Annotated in this window: 15 protein-coding genes; 10 read left to right on the top strand and 5 right to left on the bottom strand. The window is 33.5% G+C overall.

The genetic code is table 11. The features are described 5' to 3' along the window. Nucleotides 1-71 precede the first annotated feature (71 nt). The 5 genes from BWZ41_RS05050 (at nucleotide 72) to holA (ending at nucleotide 3,414) form a co-directional block, all read left to right on the top strand. On the top strand, nucleotides 72-938 hold the full coding sequence (locus BWZ41_RS05050; protein ID WP_143689603.1) for a 4-(cytidine 5'-diphospho)-2-C-methyl-D-erythritol kinase: 867 nt from the start codon (nucleotides 72-74) through the stop codon (nucleotides 936-938). A 3-nt stretch (nucleotides 939-941) separates the two neighbouring features. Beyond that, nucleotides 942-1,289 carry an Mth938-like domain-containing protein gene (locus BWZ41_RS05045; protein WP_017532635.1) on the top strand — a complete coding sequence of 116 codons (348 nt, stop codon included), beginning with the start codon at nucleotides 942-944 and terminating at the stop codon, nucleotides 1,287-1,289. Next, complete coding sequence (locus tag BWZ41_RS05040) at nucleotides 1,283-2,092, top strand: metal ABC transporter permease (RefSeq protein WP_015588476.1); 810 nt, start codon at nucleotides 1,283-1,285, stop codon at nucleotides 2,090-2,092. The genes BWZ41_RS05045 and BWZ41_RS05040 overlap by 7 nt, the downstream gene beginning before the upstream one ends. A gap of 114 nt (nucleotides 2,093-2,206) precedes the next feature. Beyond that, a complete protein-coding gene (locus BWZ41_RS05035) occupies nucleotides 2,207-2,389 on the top strand; it encodes a hypothetical protein (protein ID WP_015588477.1) in 183 nt (60 codons plus the stop codon). Between the two features lie 5 nt (nucleotides 2,390-2,394). Continuing rightward, nucleotides 2,395-3,414: a DNA polymerase III subunit delta gene (gene holA / locus BWZ41_RS05030; protein ID WP_143689602.1), complete on the top strand. Its 1,020-nt coding sequence runs from the start codon at nucleotides 2,395-2,397 to the stop codon at nucleotides 3,412-3,414. 230 nt (nucleotides 3,415-3,644) lie between these two features. Here holA and gltX read toward each other — a convergent pair whose 3' ends face one another. Then, nucleotides 3,645-4,979, bottom strand: coding sequence for a glutamate--tRNA ligase (gene gltX, locus BWZ41_RS05025; RefSeq protein ID WP_143689601.1), 1,335 nt, complete (start codon nucleotides 4,977-4,979; stop codon nucleotides 3,645-3,647). Between the two features lie 222 nt (nucleotides 4,980-5,201). Between gltX and typA the strand changes: the two genes are divergently transcribed. Together typA and BWZ41_RS05015 are read left to right on the top strand one after the other, a co-directional pair. After that, nucleotides 5,202-7,031 carry a translational GTPase TypA gene (gene typA / locus BWZ41_RS05020; protein WP_143689600.1) on the top strand — a complete coding sequence of 610 codons (1,830 nt, stop codon included), beginning with the start codon at nucleotides 5,202-5,204 and terminating at the stop codon, nucleotides 7,029-7,031. Nucleotides 7,032-7,363: 332 nt separating this feature from the next. After that, nucleotides 7,364-8,599, top strand: a complete 1,236-nt coding sequence (locus BWZ41_RS05015) for a CCA tRNA nucleotidyltransferase (RefSeq protein WP_143689599.1) — start codon at nucleotides 7,364-7,366, stop codon at nucleotides 8,597-8,599. Here BWZ41_RS05015 and BWZ41_RS05010 read toward each other — a convergent pair whose 3' ends face one another. From BWZ41_RS05010 to BWZ41_RS05000, 4 genes are all read right to left on the bottom strand, one after another. Further along, entirely contained in the window at nucleotides 8,600-9,727 is a 1,128-nt protein-coding gene (locus BWZ41_RS05010) for a coiled-coil domain-containing protein (RefSeq protein ID WP_241653922.1), read from the bottom strand. It abuts the gene before it with no gap. Next, nucleotides 9,648-10,229 (bottom strand): hypothetical protein, encoded by a 582-nt coding sequence (locus BWZ41_RS08065; protein ID WP_241653921.1) that lies wholly within the window; start codon nucleotides 10,227-10,229, stop codon nucleotides 9,648-9,650. Before BWZ41_RS08065 ends, BWZ41_RS05010 begins: the two co-directional genes overlap by 80 nt. 228 nt (nucleotides 10,230-10,457) lie before the next feature. Further along, the gene (locus BWZ41_RS05005; RefSeq protein ID WP_241653920.1) at nucleotides 10,458-10,934 is read right to left on the bottom strand and encodes an HK97 family phage prohead protease; all 477 of its coding nucleotides are present in this window, start codon (nucleotides 10,932-10,934) and stop codon (nucleotides 10,458-10,460) included. Between the two features lie 712 nt (nucleotides 10,935-11,646). Then, nucleotides 11,647-12,006, bottom strand: coding sequence for a hypothetical protein (locus BWZ41_RS05000; RefSeq protein WP_143689598.1), 360 nt, complete (start codon nucleotides 12,004-12,006; stop codon nucleotides 11,647-11,649). A gap of 151 nt (nucleotides 12,007-12,157) precedes the next feature. On the opposite strand from BWZ41_RS05000, the gene gap reads away from it, so the two are divergent. The 3 genes from gap (at nucleotide 12,158) to BWZ41_RS08060 (ending at nucleotide 14,815) form a co-directional block, all read left to right on the top strand. Then, on the top strand, nucleotides 12,158-13,129 hold the full coding sequence (gene gap, locus BWZ41_RS04995) for a type I glyceraldehyde-3-phosphate dehydrogenase (protein ID WP_143689597.1): 972 nt from the start codon (nucleotides 12,158-12,160) through the stop codon (nucleotides 13,127-13,129). A 3-nt stretch (nucleotides 13,130-13,132) separates the two neighbouring features. After that, nucleotides 13,133-13,891 (top strand): twin-arginine translocase subunit TatC, encoded by a 759-nt coding sequence (gene tatC, locus BWZ41_RS04990; RefSeq protein WP_143689596.1) that lies wholly within the window; start codon nucleotides 13,133-13,135, stop codon nucleotides 13,889-13,891. 366 nt (nucleotides 13,892-14,257) lie between these two features. Beyond that, entirely contained in the window at nucleotides 14,258-14,815 is a 558-nt protein-coding gene (locus BWZ41_RS08060) for a hypothetical protein (RefSeq protein WP_241653919.1), read from the top strand. Nucleotides 14,816-14,836 lie beyond the last annotated feature (21 nt).

Genomic DNA, 14,836 nt, shown 5'->3' with positions numbered 1-14,836 from the left:
GAGTGTATAAAGTTTGACTGAAGTGGCATTTCAAGTATAGTAAATAAGATAGTGTTAGTGAAGATATACAGATGGAAAGTTTGTGTGTAAAGGCTCCTGCAAAGATCAATCTTTTTTTACATATTATAAATAGAGAAGAAAGAGGGTATCATTTAATTGAAAGTTTGGTTGTCTTTGCTAAACTTTCTAATTTTTTAGAGATAAAAGTAGGAGAAAAAAACTTTAGATATGATAACTCTACAGTTCAATTTGTAAACTCTGAGTTTAAAATAAATTATCGATATAATACTATAACGAAAGCATTGAGTCTACTGCTTAGGTACGCTCCTATACGAACTAAAGTCACTGTAAAGGTTATAAAAAATGTACCAATTGCTGCAGGATTTGGTAGTGGTTCCTCAGATGCTGGAGCTGTGATACGCACGCTAGGAGAGCTGTGGGATATTGATAGGCAAATTTTAAGTGATATAGCCTTAAGCGTTGGTGCTGATGTGCCTGCAAGTGTAGATAGTAAGCCAGTTTTTGTTAGAGGTATTGGTGAGGAATTATGTCCCATTAAACAATGCTCTTTACCCATAAGTCTGGTACTTGTGAAACCAAAAAAAAAGTTTTTGAATACATCAGAAGTATTTTCCAAGTATAAAGAGGATTTCTCTAATCCAATTAAGTGGAGTGATAACACTGAGGAGAATTTGTTAGAGCTTCTTAAAGAGACAAAAAATGACCTTCAAGAAGCAGCAATAGGTTTTGTACCTGAAATTCAGAATGTAATATCAACACTAGAGTCACAAGAAGGCTCTATACTTTCTCGTATGTCAGGTAGTGGTGTAGCGTGTTTTGGAATGTTTGATAGTGAAGAAAGTGCAAAAGCTGCAGCGGCAAATATCAAAAAGGAATATCCAGAATGGTGGGTGTGCGACACGGAATTAATGGTTTGATTTATGCCCTTAATTTCCAAGAAGAAAAATCTTATAGATGGTTACAGGGAAGAAAGATTTTGGGTAAATAATCAAGAATATCATGGCTCAATTATAATTTTTCCTGAAAAGGTGATTAAATTGAAAGAAAGTGATATAAATAACAAGGAGTATTTTAAATCTTTTTTAACAGAGGAAATAGAGATTTTGATAATAGGTACTGGTAAGATACGCGATTGTTCAATGAAATCTTATCTTATGGAGCAAAAGAATTTAAATTTTGAATTTATGACGACGGGTTCTGCATGCAGAACCCATAACGTTTTAATATCTGAAGATAGATTTGTTGTCAGTTATCTGATAGCATGTTAGAGATATTTACACAGAGTTTTTTTATAAACAGTCTAATTGCGGTAATTATGATTAGCCTCGTAACAGGAGCTCTAGGGTCATTTATGATATGGCAAAGGTTATCGTATTTGGGTGATAGTTTGTCCCATTCTTCATTGCTTGGTATTGCACTTGCTTTGATCTTTAATATCAGCCCATCGGTAAGTATAATGCTCATTGCAATTATGTTTGCTATACTACTTTCTCTTAATTTTAATAAATTATACTCTGCTGATACGATATTGAACATAGTTACCAATGTAGTTTTATCATCGAGTTTAATACTTATGTCTTTTCTTCCATCAGGTAATAATAGTATTATTAGCTCACTTTTTGGTGACATATTAATGATTGACCAAAGTAATATAATATCAATTTTTCTAACCTCCGTAATAGTTACTTTGATATTAATATTTAGATGGCGCTATTGGCTGATGATTTCGATTAATCAAGATTTGGCAACAGTTGAGAAAGTAAATGTTAATTTTGTTAGGCTAGAATTTTTGATTATACTCGCTATCTTTATTGCAATTTCTGCTCAATTAATAGGAATATTACTCATTGCTGCATTTTTGTTAATACCTGCTGCATCAGCAAGACTCATTTCAAAAACTCCAATGCAAATGATTATTGTTGCAACAGTTTTTTCTGTGATTTCTGGAGTATCAGGTTTGATATTATCTGCAAGTTTTGACTTATTAACTGGACCTGCAATTATACTTATCGCAGCTGTGTATTTAATCATTGCTTATTTTATAAGATTGGTGTTAAGTAGATCGACTTAATTTTGGTCTCGGAAGTTCATAATTCATTAACAAATGAGTGTAACTATCTGAGCGTAAAGTAGTTTTTGCTACGTTGTTTTTATGTGCTAATTGTTAATTTGTGGAGTGAAAGATATGGCCGAAGGATTTTTTTCTAGATATATAGGACAGCCTATAAAAAATTTTTATAATTATGTTACGGGAAAGAAAGAAGTGTCTGATGATATGCAGAATACAGCAAATCAAGAAAGCTCAGAATTGTTGGAAACTGATGTGCAATCAAATGATGTACCACCAAGTAGTGATAATATAATATAGATGGCATGAGAATCACGCCATCTAAAGTTAAAAAATTCCTTGAGAAACCCGATACTTTAAGTGGTGTATTAATTCATGGGAGTGACAATAGTAAGGTCGATATTTTTGTACAGGAAATAATTGCCAACTTGAATGAGTATTCAGTTCAGGTGATGGATTTTGCAGTAGTGAATAAGTTGCCTAGCTTGTTATTTTCCGAGTTGGCAAACATTTCGATGTTTACTAAAAAAAGGTTAGTTAAGCTGATAAATGTCAGTGGAAGTATATCTAAAGAGTTAAGAAACATATTGGATCATAATATAGGCGATCATTATATAGTAATGATAGCAAATGATCTTCCATATAGTTCTACAACTAAAAGTTATATGGAAAGCTCAAAAATTTTTGGTGTCATTACCTGCTATAAGGACAACGGTAGTAATCTTTGTGATATTATATCAAGTTACTTGAAACAAAATGATATAGAGTGCACAAGTGAGATAATCTACCACTTGCAGTCTTATTTTAATCATAGCAAACTGCCTATATATTCAGAGCTTGAAAAATTAGTTTTATATCTAGGAAAAAGAAAAGATCTTAAACTCGCTGATATAGATCTATGCTTTTCAACCTCCGGCAATGATTATGTTACACTTGATAATCTGTGCTCTGCAATAGTGAGTAAAGACATGGGACAATTCATCAAAATTTCCGATGTATTGATATTACAAGAGAATTTTTCACCGATAGCATTAATCCGTATCATATCAAATTATTTTCTACGACTGGAAAGCGTTTTGCTGTTAATACAAGGTGGAATGAAAGAACAAGCTGCAATTGACCAGCTGAGTCCTCCATTGTTCTTCAAACAATTGCAGAGTTTTAAATCTCATTTAAAAAGTTTGCAACTTTCAGAACTTAAAGAGATCTTGGAAAAATTGATGAGCTTGGAAGTGACCTGTAAAAGAACTGACTTGGACCATAAAATGATCTTTCAGCATGAGATTAACTATTGGTGTTATTCGTTCAGCAGAGTAGTAAAATAAGGTAGACGAGAAAAAACAACTAAATGTTGTCATGAAAGTAGCTGACACTGGGATACAGAAATATGGGATATGTATAGAAGTTATTTTAAAATACAACGTTTTGGCGAGATTATGGATTCCAGTGTTAGCTACTTGAATGACAGGAGAGAAACTGGAATGACAAGAAATCTAATATTTTCACATTCCCTGAACAATGCTTATTGGTGTCATTCAAAATACATTCGGTGCATTTAAACCTTTTGTATAATTCTTTGGCTTTCTTCTAACCTTGCAACAATGCTCTCTCTACCGATAAAAATTAATAATTTAGAGAGTTCTGGACCTGTTTCTGTTCCTGTTAAAGCGAGGCGCAACTGCATAAATAGATCTTTTGCCTTTATATCAACTGTCTGTCGAATATTTTTAACCCACTCTGATAATGTGTTTTCATTACAATCACCTTTAGGCAATGAACTTAGCGCTATTTTTATAAACTCTTTATTAAGAACCACAGGCTCTATACCAAATTTGCATGTTTTCCACCATTTGGCCACCTCAGAAAACTTTTCTATATTACTCCTTATAAAATACCAAAACTCTGAGCCAATTTGACTTAAACGATCTTGCACCATTTCAAATGGCATTTGTTGCAGCACTTTGCTATTTAGCTTATACATTTCACTCAAGCTGAATTGTGCAGATGCTGAGCTAAATTTTTTAATATCAAATGAGTTAATTAAAGACTGCATATCAACATGAGCTTCTATCGGATCAGATGTGCCAAATTTTGCTAAATAGCTAGTTAGCGCCATTGGCTCAATCTCATCTTCTCTTATGGACTTAATATCCAACCCACCTTTCCGTTTCGATATCTTGCTATCATCAAAATATAGTAGGGGAAGGTGAGCAAATATAGGAATTTTCGCTTTTAATGCTTTAATAATTTGGATCTGAACTGCGGTATTAGTTACATGATCTTCCCCGCGTACAACATGGGTTACATTAAAGTCAACATCATCAACAACAGAAGGTAACATGTATGTATAAATTCCATCTTCTCTTTTTACCACAGGATCGCTAATGTGAATTGTTGCAATATTTATTTCACCTTTAACTTCATCATTCCATTTTACAATTTCGCTTCTATTCAATTTAAATCTGAAATGTGGTTTTCGTCCTTCTTGCTCATAACGAATTTTCTCTTGCTCAGTTAGAAGCAACGCACCTCTATCGTAAACAGGGGGAAGACCTTGTTTTAATTGCAATTTTCGTTGAGTGTCTAATTCTTCTCTTGTTTCATAACATGCATAAATATGACCTTCTTTCATTAACTGTAAGAACACCTCGTTATAGCTCTCAAAACGCTCTGATTGCTTAAAACTTGAATTCCAATTTATGCCAATCCATTTTAGGTCTTCTATGATATTATCTACATATTTGATATCTGAACGCTCAAGATCAGTATCATCAAAACGTAGTAAAAATTTTCCATTTTGATTACGTGTGTACATCCAACAAATGAGTGCAGTGCGTATGTTTCCTACATGTAGGTAGCCAGTTGGGCTTGGAGCGAATCTTGTTAGCATTTAAATGATTACTTTAGTTTATTTTAATTTTATATAAATGTACTGCTAAAGCAAGATTCTTCTTTGTCTTGGTGTTAGTTGCTACAAAGTACAGCGAACATGAAACCTTTTTGTTAGAGTTCCATGATCTGCCTAAAATACTCTGAAAGCACGGCTTTAGTTATTTACTCTAAATATATTATACGTATACTTGTTATTAAATTAAATTTGAAATGATAAGAAATGAGTGAATTTAAATCAATCCGCAATATTGCAATAATTGCACACGTTGACCACGGAAAAACTACTTTACTTGATAACATGTTAAAACAAAGTGGCACGTTTCGTGAGAATCAAGAAGTTCAAGAACGAGTGATGGATAGTGGTGATCAAGAACGTGAACGTGGGATTACAATACTTGCAAAATGTACGTCAATAATGTGGGGTGATGAGAAAATCAATATCATTGATACACCAGGACATGCGGATTTTGGTGGAGAAGTGGAAAGGGTGCTCTGCATGGCAGATGGTGTATTACTACTGGTTGATGCTGCAGAAGGTCCAATGCCACAAACAAAATTTGTGCTCTCAAAAGCACTAAAGGCAAATTTAAAACCGATTGTGATAATCAATAAGGTTGATCGACCAGACAGCAGAATTGATGAAGTACTAAATGAAATATATGAGTTATTTTTTAACCTTGATGCAACCAACGAGCAACTAGATTTTCCAGTACTCTATGCTTCAGGTAGAAATGGTTGGTGTGCTAAGGAGCTATCTGATGAGAGAAAAGATTTAAGCCCATTATTTTCAACGGTGATAGATTACATAAAACCTTCCGTTTATGATCAAAATGCACCTTTTGCTATGCTAGTTACTTTACTTGAATCTGATAAATTTCTTGGCAGAATATTGACAGGAAAGATTTACCAAGGAATCGCGCAAGTTAACTCAGATCTTAAGGTAATTGATCTTGATGGTCAAGTGGTTGAGCGAGGGAGATTAACTAAGTTACTCTCATTTTCTGGCTTAAAACGCGTTCCAGTAGAGCAAGCTGTAGCTGGTGATGTCATTGCCATTGCAGGACTTGAGAAAGCTTCAGTTTCAGACACTATAGCAGCACCAGAAGTTACAACTGCGATCAGCTCAACTCCAGTTGACCCGCCAACAATGGCGATTACTATAAGCGTGAATGACTCACCTTTTGCTGGGCAAGAGGGAACAAAACTTACCTCAACTGTTATAAAAGATCGTTTATATGCAGAAGCAGAAACAAACGTTGCAATTACTGTAACTTTGGCTCCAAGTGGTGAAGCATTTGAAGTAGGTGGACGTGGTGAGTTGCAGCTTGGGGTACTGATTGAAAATATGAGAAGGGAAGGTTTTGAACTTTCAGTTTCACGGCCTCGAGTGCTGTTTAAAGAAGAAGATGGCAAAAAACTTGAACCTATAGAGGAAGTAGTAATTGATGTAGATGATGAGTATAGTGGAATCATCATGGAAAAACTTAGCTTTCGAAAAGGTGAAGTAACTGATATGAGACCTTCTGGTAGTGGCAGAACTAGGTTGACATTTTTAGTGCCATCAAGGGGATTAATTGGCTATCAAGGAGAATTTTTAACTGATTCTCGCGGCACTGGTATAATCAACCGTTTATTTCACAGTTATGCTCCACATAAAGGTTCAATTTCCGGAAGGCGTAATGGGGTTTTAATTTCAACAGACAAAGGCGAAGCAGTAGCGTATGCAATTTTCAATCTACAAGATAGGGGAATTATGTTTGTTAAGCCACAAGATAAGGTATATTGTGGTATGATTGTCGGTCAGCATAGTCGTGACAATGATTTAGAAATAAATGTACTTAAAGGTAAGCAATTAACAAACGTAAGAGCTTCAGGTAGCGATGAAGCTATAAAGCTTACTCCACCAAAAATAATGACACTGGAGGATATGATAGCATATATAGACGATGATGAATTGGTAGAAGTAACTCCAAAATCTATACGTTTGCGTAAGAAGTTCCTCGATCCAAATGAGCGTAAACGTGCAGGAAGGGCGAAGAATAAAGAGTAATCAACGTTCCTGATAAAATCTGGATGAGCTACTCGGATAACACCATCATAAAGGGAACCAGTGTCAGTTACTTGAGCAGGTACTGGGATGACAAGAGAAGGCTACAAAGGTGTCATGCAAGTGGCTCATCCAGCTTTTTTATAATCATCGAAAACATTGTATTTTAACATTACTTTTATACTTATAAGTTTCTAGGCACTGGATTTGTTGTAGACTTACTCTATCACTTTACCCTCTTATTTTACCACTCTCCTGCCTATATATTTTTATATGAGGATTTTTGCAAAAGTTTCGCATTTTTTGTAACATGATTTTCAGTATGTGTAACCTAAATGCAAATTGATCACGAAACTAGTGTAATTATTGAGGCCATAGAGAAATTTGGTGGTGAGGCAAGGCTTGTTGGTGGATGTGTTAGAGATTCAATTTTACAGCGTGACATTCACGACATCGATCTTGCTACTAATCTGCTGCCTAATCAAGCAGTTAAAGCGTTAAAACTTCGTAATATAAAAACTATTCCAACTGGCTTAAAACATGGAACTATTACTGCGATTTTAAATAAAAGATCCTTTGAGATTACAACGCTAAGGCATGATGTAAAGTGTGACGGTAGACATGCGAAGGTAGAATTTACTAATGATTGGCAAGCTGATGCTTCAAGGCGCGACTTTACGTTTAATGCTCTTTATGCAGACAAGCATGGCCATATATACGACTACTTTGGTGGCATTCAGGACTTAAAAACACGAAAGTTAAACTTTATAGGTAACGCTGAAGATAGGATTAAGGAAGACTATCTACGTATTTTAAGAGCGTTTCGTTTTCACGCTAAAATATGCATAGGAGATTTAAGTGATGAAATATTGGATGTGTGCAAAAAGCATTCACACATGATTCAAAACCTCTCTGGAGAGAGAATAAGAGAAGAAATATTTAAGTTGTTGGAATGCAATGATCCTGCTCCAACACTTAAGAGCATGCAAAAATCTGATGTTTTACAAAAAATTATTCCAAAAGAAGTAAAATGCGAAATTTTATCTTCACCACTTCTTATCAACACTAAACCTCCTACAAAACCCTCAGCGTATGATCATACTCCTTTCCTAGATCCCAGCTTGAATCTAATCGATGCACTAACAAAATTAGCTTTGCTTCTTAGAACTGCCGAAGATAGGCTTAATCTTGGAGAATATGTAAGCAAACTTCTACGTCTTTCAAATAAGCAAAAGAAAAAAATATTATTTTTATTATCAAACAATATCAAAACAGAGCTTTCAGAAAAAGAGCAAAAGAAATACATATCTTTATTTGGTAAGGAATTATATTGTGACTTAATGAAGATTTGTGGTATTGAGTCTGGAACAAATGTTGATGAGTATATTTCATTTGCTCATATATTCAATATTCCAAAATTTCCTTTATCTGGGGATGATTTAATAATCATAGGTCATCAACCAGGAAAAAGTTTAGGTAGAAACTTAGAATTGCTACGACAACACTGGGAAGACAGCTCCTACACTTTAACAAAGGAGGAGCTAATACTTTATGCTAAGAGCCTACTCTAGTTATCTAGCTAATCCCTGAATGTTTGATGAAGTAGTGTAACTTATGGAAGAATTAGGCATATGGTTTACCTCGTTTAATTTATATTCTTTTTTAGCTTTATCTGTTAATTGATACTCGTTTACTCCTCCTTGAGTCTGATTACACATTTCCTGATCTGGGGATAAAAATTTATCTCGTATGCTTGATGCCAGTTGTGACAACTCAATATTACTTGAAAAAAATTCCATATCTTTAGTTTTTGCTTGCCCTTGTGATTTTTGAATTTCTCCATCACTATCTTCTAACCTTTTATCAACATCCTTTAACTTTTCTTCCAACTTTTGTTGTTCTTGATTATTTAACAGTTTTTGTTGAATTATTCTTAATTGTTCTTCCATGTTTTCTTTTTCTCCCTGTAGTTTTTTAATATCAGCTTTCAATTGATCTTCTACTTGCTTCTGTTTCTCTTGTAATTGCTCAATCTGTTTCTCTTTCTTTGCAAGTTCTTTTTTTAACATTTCTATCAGATTCAAATGAGTTTGCTTTAAGCTATCATCTATTCCCGCTGATTCCCACTCTTTACTTTCTTCTAATGCCTGTACTTGTTCCTTCAATTCGTTAATTTCATCTTCTAATTCTTTTCTCTTTATTTCAGCAGCATGTAGTTTACTAATTGAACCTTTTAATTGATTTGTTAGATCAGTATTTTTTTGCTCTAATTGTTGCTGAGCACTTTCCAATTTTTTTTCTAAATTTAGTATTTTTTCCTCAGCTTGTATGAATTCTGCTTGTTTCTCCTTAAGTTGATTTTCTAATTGCTTTATTTTAGTATCAGACTCGTTGTTTAACTTACTAAATTTACTCTTAAGTTCTGTGTTTTGCGCTCTTAGGCTTTCATTACCTTTCTTCACAGTTTCATTTATATCTTTATTTTCACGAAATGAATTTATCAAATCGTCTTGCTCTTTTATTCTTTTCTCTAGATCAAATATAACTTGCTTTTGTTCGTTATTTTTAGTCTCCATTTCCTTTTTCTCTTGTTCTAATACTTCATTTAATTGCGTTAAACTACCTATTTTCCCATCTTTTTCTTCTAACCTTACTGAGAGCATTTCTGTTTTTATTTGCAAATTCTTTGCTGCACTCAATTAATTCTTTCTGAAAATGTAATATCTCCTCAGACTTCTCCTTCAGCTGTGCTAAAAATTCTTCTCCTCGTTTTTGTGCAATTGCTTCTAATTCTTTATAACTCTTTTTAAGTCCTGCAAGTTTAGACTTTAACTCTTCATTTTCTAATTCTAAGTCTTCAATCTGCTGTGCTTGTGCTGCAAAAAATTTAGCAAATATTTCTTTTTCCTCTCCTAATGATTTTACTTGTTCTTTAAGCTCAGTAATTTCTTTCTCTTTTTTAGTTAATTCCTGATTTAAATTTGACTGATTTTCCTCCTTCTTACTACCTTCTTTCAACTTTTCTTTTAATCTCTCATTTTCATCCTTCAATTCCTTTTCTCTGTTAGAATTTAAAAGATCATCAGTATGAACTCCACTATCCACAATAACCTTATTGTGGTATCGAATATTCTCTGCCCATTTATTCCATCTCCCTGGCAATATTTGTCCGATTGTTTTTAGATATAGCCAAGCAAGCACAGTGGATAAGCTGTATTTTTTTCCTTTTGTTTAATACTAGATTCGTAATTAACCTTATCGTTAGCATTTAGCATAAAATTACCTCGTTTTTTAATTTTAATAGTAATTAAATTATATATATTAGTATGGATATTAAGTAAATATTAATGCAAGTGTTAAACTTTTACACACTTTAAGCAGAAATACACATGTTCGTAAGCACAGAATTTGCTTTTTCTATTGCTCTTGCTAGCATTTCTTGTCATTGTGCTGATTTTTTACGTTGATTACCTGAGCTGACAAATTTGCAGGGAAAGTGACTAAACTAACTTCCCATAGCTCCACTTGTTTTAACACTCGAGCTCCGCTTTCATGATCAACATCATACTCTATCGGTATATAGCCAATCGAAAGCCCGTTAATAGTTCCAGTTTTTAGCATTAAATATGCTTCCTCTGCTTTTTGAATACCCAAAAGCAAATGTGCAGTTATATATAGGCCAATATCATTTTCGCAAATATCCGTAATATTACCTATAGGCTCGCTCGGATTGTGCTGCCAAAGAAGTTTTATCTGACTTTTATTTAAGTTATTCTTAAATGCTCCTGGTAATATCAGATCATTTTGCTTATCAACTATATTAAAAACGCTCGCATAGCCAGAAAATACTCCGTTTTCTTCTATGCTTTTTATTGATAATGGTGAATAGAGAAATTTCTTATTCATAAGTCCTCCTTGTAAATTATGCTATTGGGTTTGCCAGCGCTCTGAGCCAGCTTAAAATGTTGTATAGATTGTTTTCCTATATCTCAGGATGAGTATAAGGCACTGCAATATAATTCTATTGTATGCAGTGCTTTGAAAATGGGGAAGTACTTTCTTAGTTATAAAATTTGTCATTTTATATATATAAGGGTAGGGGTTGTTCAACAGCAGCGTTTTCTAGATTTTTAGAAACAGCTTCGTTTGTAGAATTTTTCCTAGAAGGAAGCCAAATCCCAAAGAAACAGCGGCTATAAAACTATTCATTAATGACTCTGTCCATCTCGTATTCTTGATAGATTTTAGAATATATCATTATTGGCTTCATTCGGGTTTAAATTTCTTTCCAACTCTTCTGATGTTTTTTCCCCAGCATCTTGGGATTTTGTTGATGAACTTTTCTAATTCTTGTGCGTCCATCATTATCTCACTATTAAAGCTTAAGCATGAATGATACAGCACTATAATTGTTTAGTCAAGGTAAATATTAGTATATTAAGTAAATATTTACTATATTAATATGATTGATTAAATTCACAGCTAATTGTTTGGGGGAATAAAAAGATTGTGTTTTGTAGGTGATTTGCGTAGCGGGAGGTGTTACCCCAGTTTTACAACACCCGGGGTAACGATAAAGAAGGAAGTAGATATGTAATAGTTTCAAACTATTACAAGTTTATATGCTCTGTCCTTGAATATTTGTTTGTTCAATAGTAGTACTTTCCAAATTTTGTAAAGATTCAAATTCTTCTTGCATATCCAGTATGTTTTCTATTACTTGCTGATCTTCATCTCTTTCTTCTAATTGAAATGCTGCTGCCTCTTGAGGTGCTTCTAGCAGTTTTTTTAATATTTCTGTGCGCAGTTTCTCTGTCATTGCTTTCCATTGTATCATTATTAGCATGTCATTGTGCAATGCTGACATTTTTTGTAATGTTTTCACTTTTTCTGACAGTCCTTTATTTTCTTTTTGCAATGCTTCTATTTTTCTTTGCTGATACTGATTATCTGAATTTGTTATTGATAATCCATGCATAACCTACTCCAAGTTAAAATTTAGACATTATTAATTAAGTGATACAGTTTCTTTAGTCAATCAATATATTATAACATTAAGATTAACAACTAAAAGAATAGAATGAAATATTAGGAAATATTTCCTATAATTAAACTTTTAAGATGGAAAAATGACAATTCGTGTAGGAATTAATGGTCTTGGTAGAATAGGCAGAAGTGTATTGCGTGCTATTTTTGAAGTAGAAAACTATAGCGAGCAAATAGAAGTTGTGGCGGTAAATGGGTCGCTCAATGCTGAGCAGCATGCACATTTGATTAAATATGACTCTGTTCATGGTAAATTCAGTGGTGATATTGATTTTAACGAGTCTGAAAATTGGCTATCTATAAATGGCAGGAAATTTTCTTTATATAGAGAACGTAGCCCTGAAAATATTCCTTGGAATGTTGATGTAGTGCTTGAATGCACTGGTGCATTCAACAAGCGTGCGGAAGCAGCAAAGCATAATGCAGAGAGAGTAATTGTCTCTGCTCCAGTTTCAGATGCTGATGTAACTATAGTTTACGGCGTAAATAATGATATGCTCAAAAAGGAGCATAAAGTGATCTCAGCAGGTTCTTGTACTACAAACTGTCTGGCTCCGATTGTACACATTTTACACTCCAATTTAGGTATAAAAAGCGGTTTTATGACCACTATACATGCCTATACGAATGATCAAAATATTCTTGATGGCAACCATAGAGACTTACGCAGGGCAAGAGCTTGTGGCCTTTCTATGGTGCCAACTACAACTGGAGCAGCAAAAACAATTGGTTCTGTTATTCCTGAGTTAAAGGGTAAGCTAGATGGTACTGCTATTAGAGTTCCGGTTAGCAACGTTTCTATGGTTGATTTTAAATTTTTAGCTGATAAGAGAGCAACAACTAAGGAAATAAACGAAATATTTAAGAATTCAGCAAATCATGTGCTTTCCATATGTAACGAGCCTTTAGTTTCAATAGACTTTGTCCATAACCCTTATAGTGCAATTGTGGATTTAGCTGGTACATATGTCACAGGCGATATCTGTAGAGTTGCAGCGTGGTATGACAATGAATGGGCTTTTTCACTGAGAATGTTAGATATAGCGTTATTGTAAAGTATGAACGAAAACTCACAAAAATATGCTTCATTTTATGAGCACTTTGCGGAACTTAGAAAAAGGGTTATTTTTTGCTTTTTATTTTTTTGTGTTACCTTCGGGTTTTGTTACTACTTTAAAGAAAATATATACCGCTTTTTACTTGCACCTTTAATAGAAGTTACAAAAGATAGCAATGATTTTTCTCTAATCTATACAGACTTAACAGAAGCGTTTTTTGTATATCTCAGGGTTGCAATAATGAGTGCACTGTTGTTTTCTTTTCCTGTGTTTGCATGGCAATTCTACATATTTCTAGCACCTGGCTTATATAAAAGAGAAAGGGCAGTGTTATTGCCATACTTAGTTGCAACACCGGTTTTGTTTATAACAGGAGCTGCTGTAGTTTATTATTACATATTTCCCTTAGCTTGGAAATTTTTTATTGCTTTTGAACATAGCGGTAAATCTTTCGGTATACCAATAGAGTTTATGCCATCAGTTAGTGAATATTTAGACCTTGTTCTTCAATTCGCGTTCGCTTTTGGTACTGCATTTCAAATTCCAGTCATACTAACCTTAATGGTGAGAGTAGGGCTAATCACTGCACAAAGTTTGTCAAATAAACGGAGAATTGCGATAGTGGTAATTTTCATTATTGCTGCAATCTTAACTCCACCTGATGTACTAAGCCAAGTAGGGCTTGCAATTCCAATGTTGGTATTATATGAGCTGTCTATTCTGATATGTAGATATATTGAGAAGAAAGCAAAGGATTGAATTAAGAATATTATTTATAAACAAAGAATGAGCACCGGAGCACTTTTTCTTGTTTGAGTGTTTTTGGCACCACAGCATTTTATTAATTTATTGACTTGTTTGCTTAAATATATAATAATTAAAGTATATTATTATTTTTAATAGGAGAGTTTGATATGCCAAAGTATGAAGAGTTAAATGAAACACAACAAGGATTATATGATAAGTTAAGGGATGAAATAAAAAAAAGGAAAAGATGGTAATATTACTCCTATTCTTGAAGAAATTAAAACAGAAGGGGTATTAAAAGAAGTTCTTACTACTGCGAATATAAAGATCGATCTTTCAAATGGTAAAAATCATACTCTAACACCTCTTGCCTATGCTATGGGTTTTAGTAACCAGAAAGTTATTAAAAATATTTTAGATGTAATTAAAGATAAAGCGATATTAGAAGCAGTACTTACTACTGCAAATATAAGTTTGAAGTTCAAAAACGGTGCGGAACATGATATAACACTGCTTGCCCATGCTACAATTCTTTATAATCAGGAAGTTATTAAAAATATTCTAGATGTAGCTGAAAAGAATAATATGTTAGAAAAATTTTTCGCTAGTGTAAGAAAAGATTATCTTAACGAAACCAGTAAGATTTTAGAAATATTAAAAAATCGAGAACAAGATGAAAAGGAAAAAACTAAAATTAGTGGTTGGCTAGATATACTTAAAAAGAGCATAAGTTCTAGTGATGATGTTCTAACAACACTTAAAAGGGTCGTACCTAATTGGAAAAGTAAAGATAGTAACAGCATAATTAAAGCGATTTTATACTCAATATCAAAAAATCCACAGCACGATGCTGATGTGGTACAAATATTTAAAAGTATTATGCCCGATTGTGAAAGTAATGAACAGTCTTCGTTCCTAAAACTGAAGGAAATATAACTGATGAAAGTAGTACATCTG

Source organism: Wolbachia endosymbiont of Nilaparvata lugens (genome assembly GCF_007115045.1).
GTDB lineage: Bacteria > Pseudomonadota > Alphaproteobacteria > Rickettsiales > Anaplasmataceae > Wolbachia.
The sequence above is the reverse complement of the archived record's forward strand: the minus strand, read 5'-3'. Positions and strand labels throughout refer to the sequence as shown.

Coding starts and splice junctions, on each gene's coding strand:
- BWZ41_RS05050 (WP_143689603.1), top strand. CDS start 72: ATGGAAAGTTTGTGTGTAAAGGCTCCTGCAAAGATCAATCTTTTTTTA.
- BWZ41_RS05045 (WP_017532635.1), top strand. CDS start 942: ATGCCCTTAATTTCCAAGAAGAAAAATCTTATAGATGGTTACAGGGAA.
- BWZ41_RS05040 (WP_015588476.1), top strand. CDS start 1,283: ATGTTAGAGATATTTACACAGAGTTTTTTTATAAACAGTCTAATTGCG.
- BWZ41_RS05035 (WP_015588477.1), top strand. CDS start 2,207: ATGGCCGAAGGATTTTTTTCTAGATATATAGGACAGCCTATAAAAAAT.
- holA (WP_143689602.1), top strand. CDS start 2,395: ATGAGAATCACGCCATCTAAAGTTAAAAAATTCCTTGAGAAACCCGAT.
- gltX (WP_143689601.1), bottom strand. CDS start 4,979: ATGCTAACAAGATTCGCTCCAAGCCCAACTGGCTACCTACATGTAGGA.
- typA (WP_143689600.1), top strand. CDS start 5,202: ATGAGTGAATTTAAATCAATCCGCAATATTGCAATAATTGCACACGTT.
- BWZ41_RS05015 (WP_143689599.1), top strand. CDS start 7,364: ATGCAAATTGATCACGAAACTAGTGTAATTATTGAGGCCATAGAGAAA.
- BWZ41_RS05005 (WP_241653920.1), bottom strand. CDS start 10,934: ATGAATAAGAAATTTCTCTATTCACCATTATCAATAAAAAGCATAGAA.
- BWZ41_RS05000 (WP_143689598.1), bottom strand. CDS start 12,006: ATGCATGGATTATCAATAACAAATTCAGATAATCAGTATCAGCAAAGA.
- gap (WP_143689597.1), top strand. CDS start 12,158: ATGACAATTCGTGTAGGAATTAATGGTCTTGGTAGAATAGGCAGAAGT.
- tatC (WP_143689596.1), top strand. CDS start 13,133: ATGAACGAAAACTCACAAAAATATGCTTCATTTTATGAGCACTTTGCG.
- BWZ41_RS08060 (WP_241653919.1), top strand. CDS start 14,258: ATGGGTTTTAGTAACCAGAAAGTTATTAAAAATATTTTAGATGTAATT.